The 13,516-nt window shown below is 73.9% G+C and carries 13 protein-coding genes; 3 read left to right on the top strand and 10 right to left on the bottom strand.

The features are described from left to right. Nucleotides 1-11: 11 nt before the first annotated feature. From OG823_RS13120 to OG823_RS13110, 3 genes are all read right to left on the bottom strand, one after another. Nucleotides 12-533 (bottom strand): DUF1003 domain-containing protein, encoded by a 522-nt coding sequence (locus tag OG823_RS13120; protein ID WP_371484459.1) that lies wholly within the window; start codon nt 531-533, stop codon nt 12-14. 190 nt (nt 534-723) lie between these two features. Beyond that, nucleotides 724-2,043 carry a magnesium transporter MgtE N-terminal domain-containing protein gene (locus OG823_RS13115; protein WP_371479679.1) on the bottom strand — a complete coding sequence of 440 codons (1,320 nt, stop codon included), beginning with the start codon at nt 2,041-2,043 and terminating at the stop codon, nt 724-726. Nucleotides 2,044-2,175: 132 nt separating this feature from the next. Next, nucleotides 2,176-2,736 carry a hypothetical protein gene (locus OG823_RS13110; protein ID WP_371479678.1) on the bottom strand — a complete coding sequence of 187 codons (561 nt, stop codon included), beginning with the start codon at nt 2,734-2,736 and terminating at the stop codon, nt 2,176-2,178. A gap of 141 nt (nt 2,737-2,877) precedes the next feature. Between OG823_RS13110 and OG823_RS13105 the strand changes: the two genes are divergently transcribed. Continuing rightward, nucleotides 2,878-3,813, top strand: a complete 936-nt coding sequence (locus OG823_RS13105) for a DMT family transporter (RefSeq protein WP_371479677.1) — start codon at nt 2,878-2,880, stop codon at nt 3,811-3,813. Nucleotides 3,814-3,875: 62 nt separating this feature from the next. Here the strand turns inward: OG823_RS13105 and OG823_RS13100 are convergent, their stop codons facing one another. Further along, on the bottom strand, nt 3,876-5,006 hold the full coding sequence (locus OG823_RS13100) for a magnesium and cobalt transport protein CorA (RefSeq protein WP_371479676.1): 1,131 nt from the start codon (nt 5,004-5,006) through the stop codon (nt 3,876-3,878). 422 nt (nt 5,007-5,428) lie between these two features. Here OG823_RS13100 and OG823_RS13095 point away from each other — a divergent pair, with 422 nt between their 5' ends. Continuing rightward, a complete protein-coding gene (locus OG823_RS13095; protein ID WP_371479675.1) occupies nt 5,429-6,076 on the top strand; it encodes a suppressor of fused domain protein in 648 nt (215 codons plus the stop codon). A 35-nt stretch (nt 6,077-6,111) separates the two neighbouring features. On the opposite strand, the gene OG823_RS13090 is transcribed toward OG823_RS13095, so the two are convergent. The 6 genes from OG823_RS13090 to OG823_RS13065 all read right to left on the bottom strand — a co-directional run bounded on the left by OG823_RS13090 (nt 6,112) and on the right by OG823_RS13065 (nt 12,131). Beyond that, the gene (locus tag OG823_RS13090; RefSeq protein WP_371479674.1) at nt 6,112-6,726 is read right to left on the bottom strand and encodes a MarC family protein; all 615 of its coding nucleotides are present in this window, start codon (nt 6,724-6,726) and stop codon (nt 6,112-6,114) included. Between the two features lie 77 nt (nt 6,727-6,803). After that, nucleotides 6,804-7,664 carry a PHP domain-containing protein gene (locus tag OG823_RS13085; RefSeq protein ID WP_371479673.1) on the bottom strand — a complete coding sequence of 287 codons (861 nt, stop codon included), beginning with the start codon at nt 7,662-7,664 and terminating at the stop codon, nt 6,804-6,806. A gap of 67 nt (nt 7,665-7,731) precedes the next feature. Continuing rightward, entirely contained in the window at nt 7,732-8,370 is a 639-nt protein-coding gene (locus tag OG823_RS13080) for a DUF6758 family protein (RefSeq protein ID WP_371479672.1), read from the bottom strand. Nucleotides 8,371-8,675: 305 nt separating this feature from the next. After that, nucleotides 8,676-8,822 (bottom strand): hypothetical protein, encoded by a 147-nt coding sequence (locus OG823_RS13075; protein ID WP_371479671.1) that lies wholly within the window; start codon nt 8,820-8,822, stop codon nt 8,676-8,678. 526 nt (nt 8,823-9,348) lie between these two features. Next, nucleotides 9,349-10,215 (bottom strand): alpha/beta fold hydrolase, encoded by an 867-nt coding sequence (locus OG823_RS13070; protein WP_371479670.1) that lies wholly within the window; start codon nt 10,213-10,215, stop codon nt 9,349-9,351. A 260-nt stretch (nt 10,216-10,475) separates the two neighbouring features. Then, nucleotides 10,476-12,131 (bottom strand): DEAD/DEAH box helicase, encoded by a 1,656-nt coding sequence (locus OG823_RS13065; protein WP_371479668.1) that lies wholly within the window; start codon nt 12,129-12,131, stop codon nt 10,476-10,478. 638 nt (nt 12,132-12,769) lie between these two features. Between OG823_RS13065 and OG823_RS13060 the strand changes: the two genes are divergently transcribed. Then, nucleotides 12,770-13,498 carry a ferritin-like fold-containing protein gene (locus OG823_RS13060; protein ID WP_371479667.1) on the top strand — a complete coding sequence of 243 codons (729 nt, stop codon included), beginning with the start codon at nt 12,770-12,772 and terminating at the stop codon, nt 13,496-13,498. The last annotated feature ends 18 nt before the right edge of the window (nt 13,499-13,516 follow it).

The raw sequence follows: 13,516 nt of genomic DNA, 5'->3' as shown, positions 1-13,516 counted from the left end.
CGTGCCCCGGGTCACAGCAGCTCGGAGGGCTCCCGCCGCTCGTCGATCTCCTTGAGCAGCGACTGCAGCTCGGAGCGGATGAAGTCCCTGGTGGCCACCTCGCCCAGGCCCTGGCGCAGCGCGGCGACCTCGCGGGTCAGGTACTCGGTGTCGGCGATGTTGCGGTCGCTGCGGGCGCGGTCCTGCTCCATGTTGACGCGGTCCCGGTCGTCCTGGCGGTTCTGCGCCAGCAGGATCAGCGGCGCCGCGTAGGACGCCTGCAGCGAGAGCATCAGGGTGAGGAAGATGAAGGGGTAGTTGTCGAACCGCACGGTGGTCGGCAGCAGGGTGTTCCAGACCACCCAGGCGATGATCACCACCGTCATCCAGACGATGAACCGCCCGGTGCCCAGGAAGCGCGCGATCCGCTCGGAGAGCTTGCCGAACGCCTCCGGGTCGTACGCCGGCAGGCTGATCAGGCCGCGGCGCGCCGTGCGCGGCTGGTCGAGCCGGGCCCGGGTGGAGCCGCTGCTGGCGCTCTCGGTGCGCTGCATCCGGCTGCCCTCGCGGGCCCGGAGCTCGCGCAGCTGGCGCAGGTGCCGCAGCTCGCCCTGCAGGCGCTGGCGGGGCGTGTCCTCCCGACGGCCCTTGTCGTCCCGCCGAGCCTTGTCGTCCCGCCGGGCCTTGTCGTCCCGGCGGGCCTTGTCGTCCCGGCGGGCCTTGTCGTCCCGCCGGCCCTTGCGGTCAGCGTCCACCGGTCGCCTCCCTCTGGTACGCGTTGATGCCCCGGGCGCCGTCCGGCCCGGCGGAGTCGTCGCCGTGCAGGGAGGCGTCGCGCCAGTCCTCGGGGAGCAGGTGGTCGAGCACGTCGTCGACGGTGACCGCGCCGAGCAGGTGGTCGCCCTCGTCGACGACCGGTGCGGCCACCATGTTGTACGTCGCGAGATAGCTGGTGATCAGGGAGAGCGGGGTGTCCGGCGGCAGCGGGTCCAGGTCGTCGTCCACCAGCGAGCCGACCAGGGTGTACGGCGGCTCGCGCAGCAGCCGCTGGAAGTGCACCGTGCCCAGGTACTTGCCGGTGGGTGTCTCGCTCGGCGCCCGGCAGACGAAGACCTGCGCGGCGAGGGCCGGCTTGTTGTCGGCGATCCGCACCCGGGCGAGGGCCTCGGCCACGGTGGCGTCGGCCTCCAGCACGATCGGTTCGGTCGTCATCAGACCGCCGGCGGTGTTCTCCTCGTACGTCAGGAGGCGGCGCACGGGGGCCGCTTCGTCCGGCTCCATCAGCTGGAGCAGCCGCTCGGCCTCCTCGCCGGGCAGTTCGGAGAGCAGGTCGGCGGCGTCGTCCGGGTCCATCGCCTCCAGGACGTCGGCGGCCCGCTCGTCCTTCAGCTTGCCGATGATCTCGACCTGGTCGTCCTCGGGCAGTTCCTCCAGCACGTCGGCGAGCCGCTCGTCGTCGAGCGCGGCGGCCACCTCCGCGCGGCGCTTGGCGGACAGGTGGTGCAGCACGTTGGCGAGGTCCGCGGGGCGCAGCTGGTCGAAGGTGGCCAGCAGGTTGGCGGCCCCCTGGTCCTCCTCGGCGAGCGAGAAGCCGGTGACGTCGTGCCAGTCCAGGGTGAGCGTCTCGCCCTTGGCCCTGCGCAGCCGGCCGGGCCGGCCGATCTGGACGAAGACCTTGCTGATCTCCCACTCGCGCACCCGGGTCTGCACCATCGCGACGTCCAGGACGGTGACCTCCTCCTCCGTCTTGGCGCGCACCACCCGGCGGTCCAGCAGTTCGGCGAGGACGAGGGTCTCGGAGGAGCGCTGCTCGAAGCGCCGCATGTTGATCACGCCGGTGGTGAGCACCTGCCCGGACTCCAGGCTGGTCACCCGGGTCATCGGCAGGAAGATCCGGCGTCGCCCGACCACCTCCACGACCAGCCCGAGCACCCGGGGCGGCCGCCCGCCGATCCGCAGTGAGACCACCACGTCGCGGACCCGGCCGACCTGGTCACCGTTGGGGTCGAAGACGGCGACGCCCGCGAGATGGGAGATGAAGACCCGGCTGCCTGCCCCTGCCATGGACCCTCGACTCCCCTCGGTGCACGTGCGGCGCCCTGGCGCCCCGGGCCAAGGCTACCGGGGCGGACAGGGCGCAGCCCGCCGAGGCCCGCCCGGCGCGGGGGAGCGCCCGCGGCCGGACCGGACGGGGAGTCAGCGCCCGCGGCGCTTGAAGAGCAGCTTGGGCAGGCCGGCCGGGACGGGCCGACGGGTGGTGGCCGGGGAGGGCATCGGGGTGGTGGCCAGCGAACCGTCCGGCATCGCGCCGGGCCGCTCGGTCAGCTGCCGCCCCTGCGGGCCGGCCGGCTCCAGGCGCAGCACCCGGCACTCCCGGGCCCAGCGGTCGGTGACGGTGTCGGTGTCGGGCGCGTTCAGCCGCTTGCCCTTCAGCTCCTCGACCGCGCCGAGCCAGCCCTCGCTGCCGGGGGCGAGCTCGCCGACCCGGGCGGACCAGCCGGTCAGCCGTCCCCACTTGTCCTTGCTGCGGACGGTCACCTCGGCGCCGCGGCCCGCCTCCAGGCCGTGCAGGGGCTGCTCGCCGCCGTCGCCGACCACGACGACCGCCCCGTCGTGCCAGGCGTGCCACAGTGCCCGGCTCTGTTCCTGCCCCTCGGCGCGGACCCAGAGCAGCCCGGACTTGCGCGCGGCCTCCTCCAGGAGGGCCCGGTCCAGGAAGTCGTCGGCGGTCGCGGCTGCGGCAGGCGTGCGGTCCATGGCGCACAGCGTACGGCCTGGGGCCCCGCCGGGCCCTGGAAGGGGCCCCGAGCGGCCGCCCGACAGTTCCGTCGCGGGGAAAGGGGCCTTACCGTAGGGGACGGTATCCGTGTCCACGTCCGTTCACAGCAGAGGAGAGCCGTGCCCGCCGTCCGGCCCGACACCGCCGCCCCCACCGGGACGGCCCCTCCCGCCGCAGGGCCGGTGCCCCACGCCCTTCCCCGGACGGACCTGCTGCTGCTCGCGGTGTCCATCGGCGGCATCTCGCTCTCCGCCCCGCTGATCAGCGCCACCGCCGCGCCCGCCCTGGCCATCGCGCTGTGGCGCAACGTGATGTCGGTCGGTGTGCTCGGGCCGTACGCCCTGCTGCGGCACCGGGCCGAGCTGCGCGGCATCGGCCGCCGGGCGCTGCTGCTCGCGATGGCGGCGGGCGCCCTGCTCGGGCTGCACTTCGCGCTCTGGATGCCGAGCCTGCGGATGACCTCGGTCGCCTCGTCCACCGCGCTGGTGACCACCACCCCGCTCTGGACGATCCTGCTGATGCGGCTGTTCGGCGTGCGCGCGCCGCGTCTGGTGTGGGCGGGCATGGGCGTGGCCTTCGCCGGGGTGCTGGTGCTCACCGGCGTCGACCTGTCGCTCTCCCCGCGCGCGCTGGCGGGGGACGCGCTGGCGCTCGCGGCCGGGCTCGCCGCGGCCGGGTACATGCTGCTCGGCGCGGAGGTCCGCAAGAGCGTCAGCACGACCGCGTACACCCTGGTCTGCTACGCGACCACGGCCGTCGTCCTACTGGTGATCTGCCTGGCGGCCGGTACGCCGCTCGTCGGCTGGCCGGCCGGCGTCTGGTGGCAGATCGCGCTGCTGATGGTCGCCGCCCAGCTGCTCGGGCACTCCCTGAGCAACCGGGTGGTGAGCACCCTGGGGCCCTCCGTGACCTCCACCGCGATCCTGCTGGAGACCCCGGGGGCGGCGCTCATCGCGGCGCTCTGGCTGGGCCAGTGGCCGCCGGCGGCCGCGTACCCGGCGGTCGCCCTGATCCTGCTGGGGCTGGTCCTGGTCGCGCGCGGCGGGCGCCGCTGACCGCCCGGGCCGGGCGGCGCCCCCACCCGTGGGGGCCGGGCCCGGCCCGGCCCTTCGGGGGTTCAGAGCCAGCCGTTGCGCCGGAAGCCCCGGTACATCCCGGCGCAGATCGCGGCGATGCTGACCAGCACGATCGGATAGCCGTACTTGTAGCCGAGCTCGGGCATGTGCTGGAAGTTCATCCCGTACACGCCGGTGATCATGGTGGGCACGGCGAAGATGGCCGCCCACGCGGTGATCTTGCGCATGTCCTCGTTCTGCGCGACCGAGACCTGCGCGAGGTTGGCCTGGAGCAGCGAGTTCAGCAGCTCGTCGAAGCCGTGCACCTGCTCGGTCACCCGGGCCAGGTGGTCCGCGACGTCCCGGAAGTACTTCTGGATGTCGGGGTCGACCAGTCGCTGGAGCGGCTCGGAGAGCTGCTGCATCGGCCGCAGCAGCGGGGCCACCGCGCGCTTGAACTCCAGCACCTCGCGCTTGAGCTGGTAGACCCGGCCGACGTCGGTGCCCTTGCCGCCCTTGTTCGCGAAGACGTCGAACTCGATCTCGTCCACGTCGGTCTGCAGCCGGTTGGCGACCACCAGGTAGTTGTCCACCACGTGGTCGGCGATCGCGTGCAGGACGGCGGACGGCCCCTTGGTCAGCAGCCGGCTGCCGTCGGTGTTGTCGACGCCCTCCTCCATCCGTCGACGCAGCTCCTGGAGCGAGCTGTGGCCGCCGTGCCGCACGGTGATCACGAAGTCCTGGCCGGCGAAGACCATCAGCTCGCCGGTCTCCACCACCTCGCTGGTCGGGGTGATCGACTCGTGCTCGACGTACCGGATGGTCTTGAAGACGGCGAAGAGCACGTCGTCGTAGCGCTCGACCTTGGGGCGCTGGTGCGCGTGCACCGCGTCCTCGACCGCCAGCGGGTGCAGCCCGAAGCGCTGCGCGATGCCCTCGAACTCGGCCTCGGTGGGCTCGTGCAGCCCGATCCAGCTGAACGAGGCACCGCTGTCGACCTGCTTGGCGGCCTTCACCCGGCGGGCGGCCTCGCGCGGGCTGCAGCTGTCGCCGTACCGCTTGCCGTCCTGGTAGACCGCGCAGTCGACGACCGCCGAGGTGGACTGGCCGGGGTGGATCGAGTCGTAGGAGTCGTCGCCCGGACGGCGCCGGTGCGGGCGGACGGCGGCGCGCAGGTTGTTGATCATCGACATGGCAGGCTCCTTGGGCAGGAGCCGTCGCACGGCGGCACGAGGGGATCAGCCGGGGTGCGGCGGCGAGGAACACCGATGGAATCCGGTGCCTGCGGTCGGTCCTCGGCCTTGCTGGGGCACGATGCGGGACGACGCGGCTCCGGGGAGGGTGCTCTCCCGGCTCGAACTGATGCCGCCTCGGTCACCGCGGCAGACGCAGCTGTTTCAGCTGGTGTGGTGACGGGTACGGGGAAGGCGTCCGGGCCGGGCAGAGCTGCCGGTACTGCATGGTCGGCTGGTATCCACCGCAACCACCTCCTTCGCGCCGCTGCCCCGGGACGACAGAAGTGCCCGGTGGCCAGCTGCTCACATTAACAGCTGGCCGGGCCTCACCGCTGGGGTGTTCACAAGCCGGTATCCGGCGGCGGGTTACGCTCACCGGCATGGCGCACGACTTCCCCCTCTTCGGTGACCCGTCCGGCGACCCGCACGGCCCCGGCCGTCACGGTCGCGAGGCCGTCCTGGCCGCCGTCGAGGCCCGGCTGCTGACCACCTTCGGCGAACCGAGCGGCCGAGCGGCCGTCACCTTCCTCGGCACCGACCGGATCGAGGTGCTGCGCTTCGGTCCGGACGCCGAGGGGCTGGTCCGGTACGCCACCCTGGGCATGGCCGCGACGCCGATGGCCGATCCGACCGCGGCGGTCGCCGACCCGGTGCGCGGCCCCCGCGCCGAGTTGGTGCTCACGGTTCGCGGGGGGCGCGACGACGTGCTCCGCACGCTGGCCGTCTTCGCCGCCACTCCGCAGGTCGAGGGGCTGGTGGTGGCCCCCGGCGGCTCGCTGGACCTGGGCTCCCCGCTCTGGGAGGGGGCGCCCTTCACGTCCGTGCTGGCCGCCGAACCGGGCGGACTGGTGCCGGATCTGGAGCTGGACGATCCGGCCGATCCGGTCCGCTTCCTGCCGCTGCTGCCGATGACGCCCAACGAGGCCGGCCACAAGCGGGTGCACGGCGCGGCAGCCCTGGAGGAGCTCTGGCTGCGGCACGGCACCGACCTGCGGGATCCGCTGCGGCGGGCGGTCCCGCTGGACTGACCGCAGGCCGGGCGCCCGGCCCCGCCGGTGCGCGGTCAGCCGTACGCGTCGATGAAGCCGAAGACGCCGTTGGCGGTCAGCTGGACGGCGATCGCGGAGAGCAGCAGGCCCGACAGCCGGGTGATGAGGACCACGCCGCCCTCCTTGATGACCCTGATGATGAGCAGTGAGAAGCGCATCGTCAGCCACAGCACGCCATGGATCGCCACGATGGCGCACCACGCCGCGAGCTGCTTCGCGCCGGTGTCCGCGCCCTGGACGGCCAGGATGACCGCCACGATGGCGCCGGGCCCGGCCAGCAGCGGGGTGCCCAGCGGGACGAGCGCCACGTTCACGTCCTTGGTCTGGGTGGGCTCCTCGATCTTCCCGGTCAGCAGGTCGAGCGCGATCAGCAGCAGCAGGACGCCGCCGGAGACCTGCAGGGCCGGGATCGACACGTGCAGGTAGTCCAGGATCCGGCGGCCGAACAGCCCGAAGGTCGTGATCACGCCGAGCGCCACGGCGGCGGCCTGCCAGGCCATCCGGCGCTGCACCCGGTGCGCCCGGCCGGAGGTGAGGGCCAGGAAGATCGGGATGGTGCCGGGCGGGTCCATGATCACGAAAAGGGTGACGAACAGTGATCCGAACGTCGTGACGTCGAAGAGACTCATCGGGCCGGGTTCTCGCTCATGCCCGAATTGTCCCGGTGTCGACGGCGGGTCGCGATCGTGGGCGCGGCCCCGGCGTGTCACGCCGTGATCGGCGCGGCCCCCGTCGCCTGCGCCAGCAGTGCCTCGTACACCGCCGGCTCGGTGGTGTGCTCGCCGAGTCGGACGGTCTTGCGGCTGCCGTGGTAGTCGCTGGAGCCGGTGGTCAGCAGCCCCAACTCGGCTGCCAGGCCGCGTAGGTGGGCGCGGGCCGAGTCGTCGTGGTCGATGTGGTCGACCTCCAGAGCGGCCAGGCCGGCCGCCGCGAGTCCGGCGATCACCTCGTCGGAGACCGTCCGGCCGCGCTTGACCGCGCCGGGGTGGGCGAAGACCGGCACGCCGCCCGCGCCCCGGACCAGCCGGACGGCCTCGACCGGATCCGTCTCGTGCTTGCGGACGTCGGCGCGGCCGCCGTTGGCCAGCCAGTCGGCGGTGAAGGCGTCCGAGACGGATCCCACCACGCCCGCCTCGACCAGCGCGCTGGCGATGTGCGGCCGGCCCACCGAACCCGAGCCCGCGATCCGCTCGACCTGCTCCCAGCTGATCGGCGCGCCCAGCTCCCGGCAGCGCTCCACGACCGCCCGGCCGCGCCGGAACCGGTCGGTGCGCACCAGTTCGCGTTCCCGCGCGAAGGCCGGCTCGGCCGGATCGAAGAGGTAGGCCAGCAGGTGCATGCTGATGCCGTCCACGTGGCAGGAGAGTTCGGCGCCCGGGACGAGGGTGAGCCGGGCGCCGGCGGGCAGCGCCCGGACCGCCTCGGCGGCCTCGGCGTGGCCCGAGACGGTGTCGTGGTCGGTCAGCGCCACCACGTCCAGGCCCGCCGCCACGGCCGCGGCCACCAGCTCGGCCGGGCTGTCGGTGCCGTCGGAGGCATTGCTGTGGGCGTGCAGGTCGATGCGCACAAGTCAGGGCTCCTGGGGTGGGCGCTTGCCGGGTGCGCCCCAGGATAGTCAGCCCGCGCCGCCGCCCTCAGCCCAGCAGGCGGGGGGAGAGCGCACCGCAGGGCAGCAGGCCGAGTTCGGCGCCGGCGTCGCGCAGATCGGTGAGCACCAGTTCGTCGTACATCACCAGCGCCGACTGCTCGGGCCAGGCCACCGCCCACAGCCAGAGCCCGCGCGCCTCGCCCGCGAAGACCGCGCGGTCGGCGGGGGCGTCGGGGACGTGGAACATCGGCGTCGGCCGCCCGGCGGCCAGCAGCTTGGCGTCGGCGGGCTTGTGCAGGGAGACGGACTCGCCCGGGTCGGGGCCCGGCATCCCCGCGTAGCGGGCGCCCAGACCGACCCCCAGCTCCTCGGCCACCAGCACCAGCTCGCCGAATCCGCCGAGCGGCGCCGGGCCCGAGCAGGCCACCGCGGTGGCCCGCGCACCGGAGATGTCGTCACCGACATGGGCGATCCCGGTGTAGAGCCAGCCGACCGGCAGCGGCCAGGGCATCCAGACGGGGACCTGCGAGCGGGCCACGGCCACGCCCAGAGCCTCCACGCTCGGGGGCAGTACGGGCTGCATCGGGTGCACCGCTCCGTGCAGGTCGCACTGCCAAGTGTCTGAGAACAGACCGGGAGCGCGGACCCGACCGGCGCACCTCGGGCAGCTGGGCTCGCCCCTCATAGCCGACAACGCTCCTCCCTCCGGACCGCCGCGTCAAGGACGATCACCCGTACGGAGTGCGTCGCGTCGTCTGTGCGGCCTACCGGCCGGCTCGCACCGGCGGCGCCGTGTGGGCGGCCTCCGCTAGGGGATGTCCAGCGGCGGGCACCGGCAAACGTGGCGGGCCCGACCCGGCACGCACTGACGCCCCGTCATCGACTCATCGGCGACGGGGCGTCAGTGGGGTATCGGGATGTCGGCGGCAGGCGCTTCGCCGGCCTCCGGAGCGGAGGCGCACTCCCCTGCGGGAGCGGCGCCGGGCGGCGTCAGACGGTCTTGCACGGGCGGATGAGCAGTCGCTCGCCGGTCCGGGCCGCGGCCTGGACCAGTTCGTTCACCGTCTCGGCGTCGGCGATCAGCCGGTCGGTGGCGGCACCCTGGGCGTCGTCCAGTCGGAGAATCTCGAAGCGCATGGGCCTCTCCTTTCCTGGCCCCGGTGTGCGGGGCGGTTGTGGCTGACTCGGGATCAGCCCCTGCAAGGTCTGTCGCGTCGCACGGTCCGCGGTCTGCTGCGGCACTTGGTCCCCCTGGCTGCCGGGGATGCTGGTACGTCCGGACTGCTGGTACTTCATCGACCACTCTGCTGCGGTGCTGCTACCGGGCGATTGCCTGCCCGTGAAGTCCTGGTTTCGGCTGACCGGCGCCGGTACGGGTGACGGCGCGGCGGTGTGTCCGGCCACGTGTTCAACGCGATGGGGACGGCCGAAGATTCCCGGACAGACTCAAATATTACCGGAACTAACGAAATCTGTCCCGCGAGTTTCCCGACAGATGTGACTGCGGACACCTCTCGGGCGGATCCGCGCGGCCGGGCCACCGGATCCGGCGGCGGCGCCGCCCCGGCGCGGGCGTTGGCCGGGAACGGGCCGTACACAGGCCGGGCGCGGGTCGGGAATGGGCCGGGAACGGGCCGGAGGGCCGGTCGGGCCGGGAGTGGGGTCAGGACCAGAAGCGGACCAGGGCGGCGGCCGTCTCGGCGGGCCGCTCGGCGTTGGGGGAGTGCCCCGCGTCGTCGATCACCACGCGCAGGGCGCCGAGCCGCTCCGCCATCCGGGACTGCTCCGCCACCGGCCAGGCGTAGTCCCGTACCCCGGAGAGCACCAGCTTGGGCAGTACGGGGGTGGCGGCGGCCAGCTCGTCGACCCGGTCGGGCGCGGAGATCAGGTGACCGCCCATGGTGATCAGAGCCTGCGGGACGTTGGCCAGCCAGCGCTCGTGCAGGAACCGCCCGACCTCGGGGGCCGGCCGGCGGGCCGGGTCGCCGCTGCCCTCCTCCATCTGCTGGAGCACATGCCAGATGGACTCCAGGTCCATCGTGGCCAGGGCGTCGACCAGCAGCTTGGTGCGGGCCGCCTCGGACGGGTCGATCGCCGCCGGGCCGGTGGACAGCAGGGTCAGCGAATCCCACGGCTGCACCCCGTCGGTGCCCAGCAGGGCCTCCCGGACGACGTGGCCGCCGAACGAGTGCCCGAGCAGGTGGAGGGGCCCGCCGCCGGTGAGCAGTGCGCCCAGCGCCCGGACGTCCGCACCCAGCTCGGCGATCGCGTAGGGCGCCGGGTCGTCCGGTCCGCCGCTGCGGTACTGGCCGCGCTGGTCGACGGTCACCACGCGGTAGCCGGCCTCGGCGAGCGGCTCCAGGAGGGCGATGAAGTCCTCCTTGCTGCCGGTGTAACCGGGGATCAGCAGCGCCGTACCGAGGGGAGGGCCGGCCGGGTCCGACCAGAGCGCGGCGAACTCCCCGCGGGGCGTGGCCAGCCGCAGCGAGCGGGCGCAGCCGGGCAGCTTCAGGAACGGCGGGGTGCTCATGGTGCGGTCTCCTCCAGGGGCGGACGCGGGGTTCCGAGCCTAGGCCGTGGCAGGCCCTGGGAGCCGGGACGGCGCGGCGCAATCGGCCACCCGGGGTCGGCCACCCGAGGTCGGGCATCCAGGGTCTGCCACCCGGGGCCGGCCGCGCCGGAGACCGGATCGGTGGGCCGCAGGGGCGGCCGACGGCAGGGGCGACCGACGGCAGGGCGGGCCGGTCCGTTCCCGGACCGGCCCGCCCTGTGTGGTGCGACGTCGCCGGGTCAGCTCGCCGCGGTCGCCTCGCCGCCGCCGCCACCGGCGGCGGCCGGACGGCGGGTGCGGGTGCGGCGGCGCGGGGCCGCCTCGCCCTCGGCGGCCGGCTCGGTCGGAGCCTTCGCGGCGGCCTCGGTCACCGGCGCGGTGGCCGTGCCCTCGCCGGCCGCGGCGCTGCGCGGACGGCGCCGGCGGCGGCGCGGAGCGCCCTCGCCCTCGGTGGCCGGGCCGTCGGTGGCCGGTGCGTCGGTGGCCGGTGCGGTGGCCTGGACGGCCTCGACCACGGCGGCCTGCGCCACCGCCTCGACGGCGCCGTCCGTACCGCCGCGGGTGCGGCGGCGCTCGCGGGGCTTGCGCGCGGGCTTCTCCTCGGCGGGGGCCTCGACCGGCGCCGCCGCGCCGCGTGCGGAGGCGCCACCGGCGGGCTTGGCACCCCGGGCCCGGCCACCGGCCGAACGCGAGCCGCGTCCGCCGGTCTCGCCGAGGTCCTCGACCTCCTCGGCGCCGAGGCCGGCCCGGGTGCGCTCGGCGCGCGGCAGCACGCCGGTGGTGCCCGGGGCGATCTTCAGCAGCTCGTACAGGTGCGGCGAGGTGGAGTAGGTCTCCTCGGGCTCCGGGAACTTCAGGTCCAGCGCCTTGTTGATCAGCTGCCAGCGCGGGATGTCGTCCCAGTCGACCAGCGTCACGGCGGTGCCGGACGCGCCGGCCCGGCCGGTGCGGCCGATCCGGTGGAGGTAGGTCTTCTCGTCCTCGGGGCACTGGTAGTTGATGACGTGCGTGACGCCCTCGACGTCGATGCCGCGGGCCGCGACGTCGGTGCAGACCAGCACGTCCACCTTGCCGGCGCGGAAGGCCCGCAGGGCCTGCTCGCGGGCGCCCTGGCCGAGGTCGCCGTGCACGGCGCCGGCCGCGAAGCCGCGCTGGGTCAGCTGGTCGGAGACGTCCGCCGCGGTCCGCTTGGTCCGGCAGAAGATCATCGCCAGGCCGCGGCCGTCGGACTGCAGGATCCGGGAGACCATCTCGACCTTGTCCAGCGAGTGGGCGCGGAAGATGTGCTGGGTGGTGTTGGCCACGGTGTGGCCGGTGTCGTCCGGCGCCGCGGCCCGAATGTGGGTCGGCTGGCTCATGTACCGGCGGGCGAGGCTGATGACCTGGCCCGGCATGGTCGCCGAGAACAGCAGGGTCTGCCGCTTGGCCGGCAGCATGGTGAGGATCTTCTCGACGTCGGGCAGGAAGCCCAGGTCGAGCATCTCGTCGGCCTCGTCCAGGACGAGCGCGCGGACCCTGGAGAGGTCGAGCTTGCGCTGCCCGGCGAGGTCCAGCAGGCGGCCGGGGGTGCCGACGATGATGTCGACGCCCTTCTTCAGCGCCTCGACCTGCGGCTCGTACGCCCGGCCGCCGTAGATGGCGAGCACCCGGACGTCACGGACCTTGCCGGCCGTCTGCAGGTCGTTGGTGACCTGGGTGCACAGCTCGCGGGTCGGGACGACGATCAGCGCCTGCGGGCTCTCGCAGAGCTGCTCCTCGGTGGCCCGGCCGGCGTCCACGTCGGCGCGCACGACGACGCGCTCGATCAGCGGGAGGCCGAAGCCCAGGGTCTTGCCGGTGCCGGTCTTGGCCTGGCCGATGACGTCGTGGCCGGTCAGCGCGACCGGGAGGGTCATCTCCTGGATCGGGAAGGGGTGGATGATGCCGACGGCCTCCAGGGCCTCGGCGGTCTCCGGAAGGATTCCGAGCTCACGGAACGTGGTCTTCGTGGGTTCAGCGGTGGTGGACAGGGTGCTGCCTCTTCCATGTGGAGGGCCGAGAGCGAGAGGGCGGCGGGCAGCCGCGCGGCTGCGGGCGGGCCGGATCGGCCCGAGTACAGCTGCGTCGGACGCACAACCGCGCCGGTCCCTGCGGCCGGCCGGGGTCGGACGGCCCGGTGAAGGCGCGTCGCCCGGCGGCGTGGGGGAGGATTTCCCGTGAGGGACCCGGCGCGGGACCTGCGCCGTGGGGCGCGGTCCGCGGCGGCCCTCGCTCGGCCACTGATGCGGTGCCAAGGCTTGAGGTCCAAGCCAAGGTCGGAGCCGATCGGCTCTCCGACCGGGCATCCGCGTACGTGAGCGCCCGGCGTCCGTGCCGGCACCGCCCCGGGGGGCGGTCGCCGTGCGGAGCCGGCTCGCGCGCTCCGCCGAAGGGCGGCGGAACCGTGCGAGCACTACGGGCCTCCCTACCACCATACAGTCACGCGACGACTCGAACACGTGACGCGTCTGACACGGGCGGCCGGGGCGGGGCGGTCGGACTAAGGTGGCGAGCCATGGAGACCCAAGGTGAGACGCAGGACGCCGGTACCGGATCGATCGGTGACTGGGTGGCCTGCTCGGCCGACCCGGGCTACCGGGCGGCGGTACTGGACCTGCTCGGCGCCCTCGCGTACGGCGAGCTGAGCGCCTTCGAGCGGCTGGCCGAGGACGCCAAGTTCGCGCCCGGCCTGGCGGACAAGGCCGCACTGGCCAGGATGGCCTCCGCCGAGTTCCACCACTACCAACTGTTGCACGACCGGCTCGCCGAGGTCGGCGCCGATCCGGTGGAGGCGATGACGCCGTTCGTCGAGCCGCTGGACGCCTTCCACCGGATGACCGCGCCGTCCGACTGGCTGGAGGGCCTGGTCAAGGCGTACGTCGGCGACTCCATCGCGACCGACTTCTACCGCGAGGTGGCCGTCCGGCTGGACGACGACACCAGGGATCTGATGATCGGCGTGATGTCCGACACCGGGCACGCGCAGTTCGCGGTCGACAAGGTCCGCCAGGCGATCGAGGAGAACCCGCGGGTCGGCGGCCGGCTGGCGCTCTGGGGCCGTCGGCTGATGGGCGAGGCGCTCAGCCAGGCGCAGCGGGTCGTGGCGGAGCGCGACGCGCTGTCGAACCTGCTGGTCGGCGGGGCTCAGGTGAAGGGCTTCGACCTGGTGGAGGTCGGCAAGATGTTCAACCGGATCACCGAGGCGCACACCCGGCGGATGGCCGCGCTCGGGCTGGCCTCCTGACCCGGCCCGTGAAGGCCG

The sequence above is a fragment of the Kitasatospora sp. NBC_00315 genome (assembly GCF_041435095.1).
GTDB lineage: Bacteria > Actinomycetota > Actinomycetes > Streptomycetales > Streptomycetaceae > Kitasatospora.
Note: the sequence above shows the minus strand (reverse complement) of the source record. Positions and strands in the feature narration are given on the sequence as shown.

What these genes read in the sequence shown, in the direction of transcription:
- OG823_RS13070 (WP_371479670.1), bottom strand. Translation starts at nt 10,215, where the DNA reads ATGAGCACCCCGCCGTTCCTGAAGCTGCCCGGCTGCGCCCGCTCGCTG.
- OG823_RS13115 (WP_371479679.1), bottom strand. Translation starts at nt 2,043, where the DNA reads ATGGCAGGGGCAGGCAGCCGGGTCTTCATCTCCCATCTCGCGGGCGTC.
- OG823_RS13095 (WP_371479675.1), top strand. Translation starts at nt 5,429, where the DNA reads ATGGCGCACGACTTCCCCCTCTTCGGTGACCCGTCCGGCGACCCGCAC.
- OG823_RS13080 (WP_371479672.1), bottom strand. Translation starts at nt 8,370, where the DNA reads ATGAGGGGCGAGCCCAGCTGCCCGAGGTGCGCCGGTCGGGTCCGCGCT.
- OG823_RS13075 (WP_371479671.1), bottom strand. Translation starts at nt 8,822, where the DNA reads ATGCGCTTCGAGATTCTCCGACTGGACGACGCCCAGGGTGCCGCCACC.
- OG823_RS13060 (WP_371479667.1), top strand. Translation starts at nt 12,770, where the DNA reads ATGGAGACCCAAGGTGAGACGCAGGACGCCGGTACCGGATCGATCGGT.
- OG823_RS13120 (WP_371484459.1), bottom strand. Translation starts at nt 533, where the DNA reads ATGCAGCGCACCGAGAGCGCCAGCAGCGGCTCCACCCGGGCCCGGCTC.
- OG823_RS13110 (WP_371479678.1), bottom strand. Translation starts at nt 2,736, where the DNA reads ATGGACCGCACGCCTGCCGCAGCCGCGACCGCCGACGACTTCCTGGAC.
- OG823_RS13065 (WP_371479668.1), bottom strand. Translation starts at nt 12,131, where the DNA reads ATGACCCTCCCGGTCGCGCTGACCGGCCACGACGTCATCGGCCAGGCC.
- OG823_RS13100 (WP_371479676.1), bottom strand. Translation starts at nt 5,006, where the DNA reads ATGTCGATGATCAACAACCTGCGCGCCGCCGTCCGCCCGCACCGGCGC.
- OG823_RS13090 (WP_371479674.1), bottom strand. Translation starts at nt 6,726, where the DNA reads ATGAGTCTCTTCGACGTCACGACGTTCGGATCACTGTTCGTCACCCTT.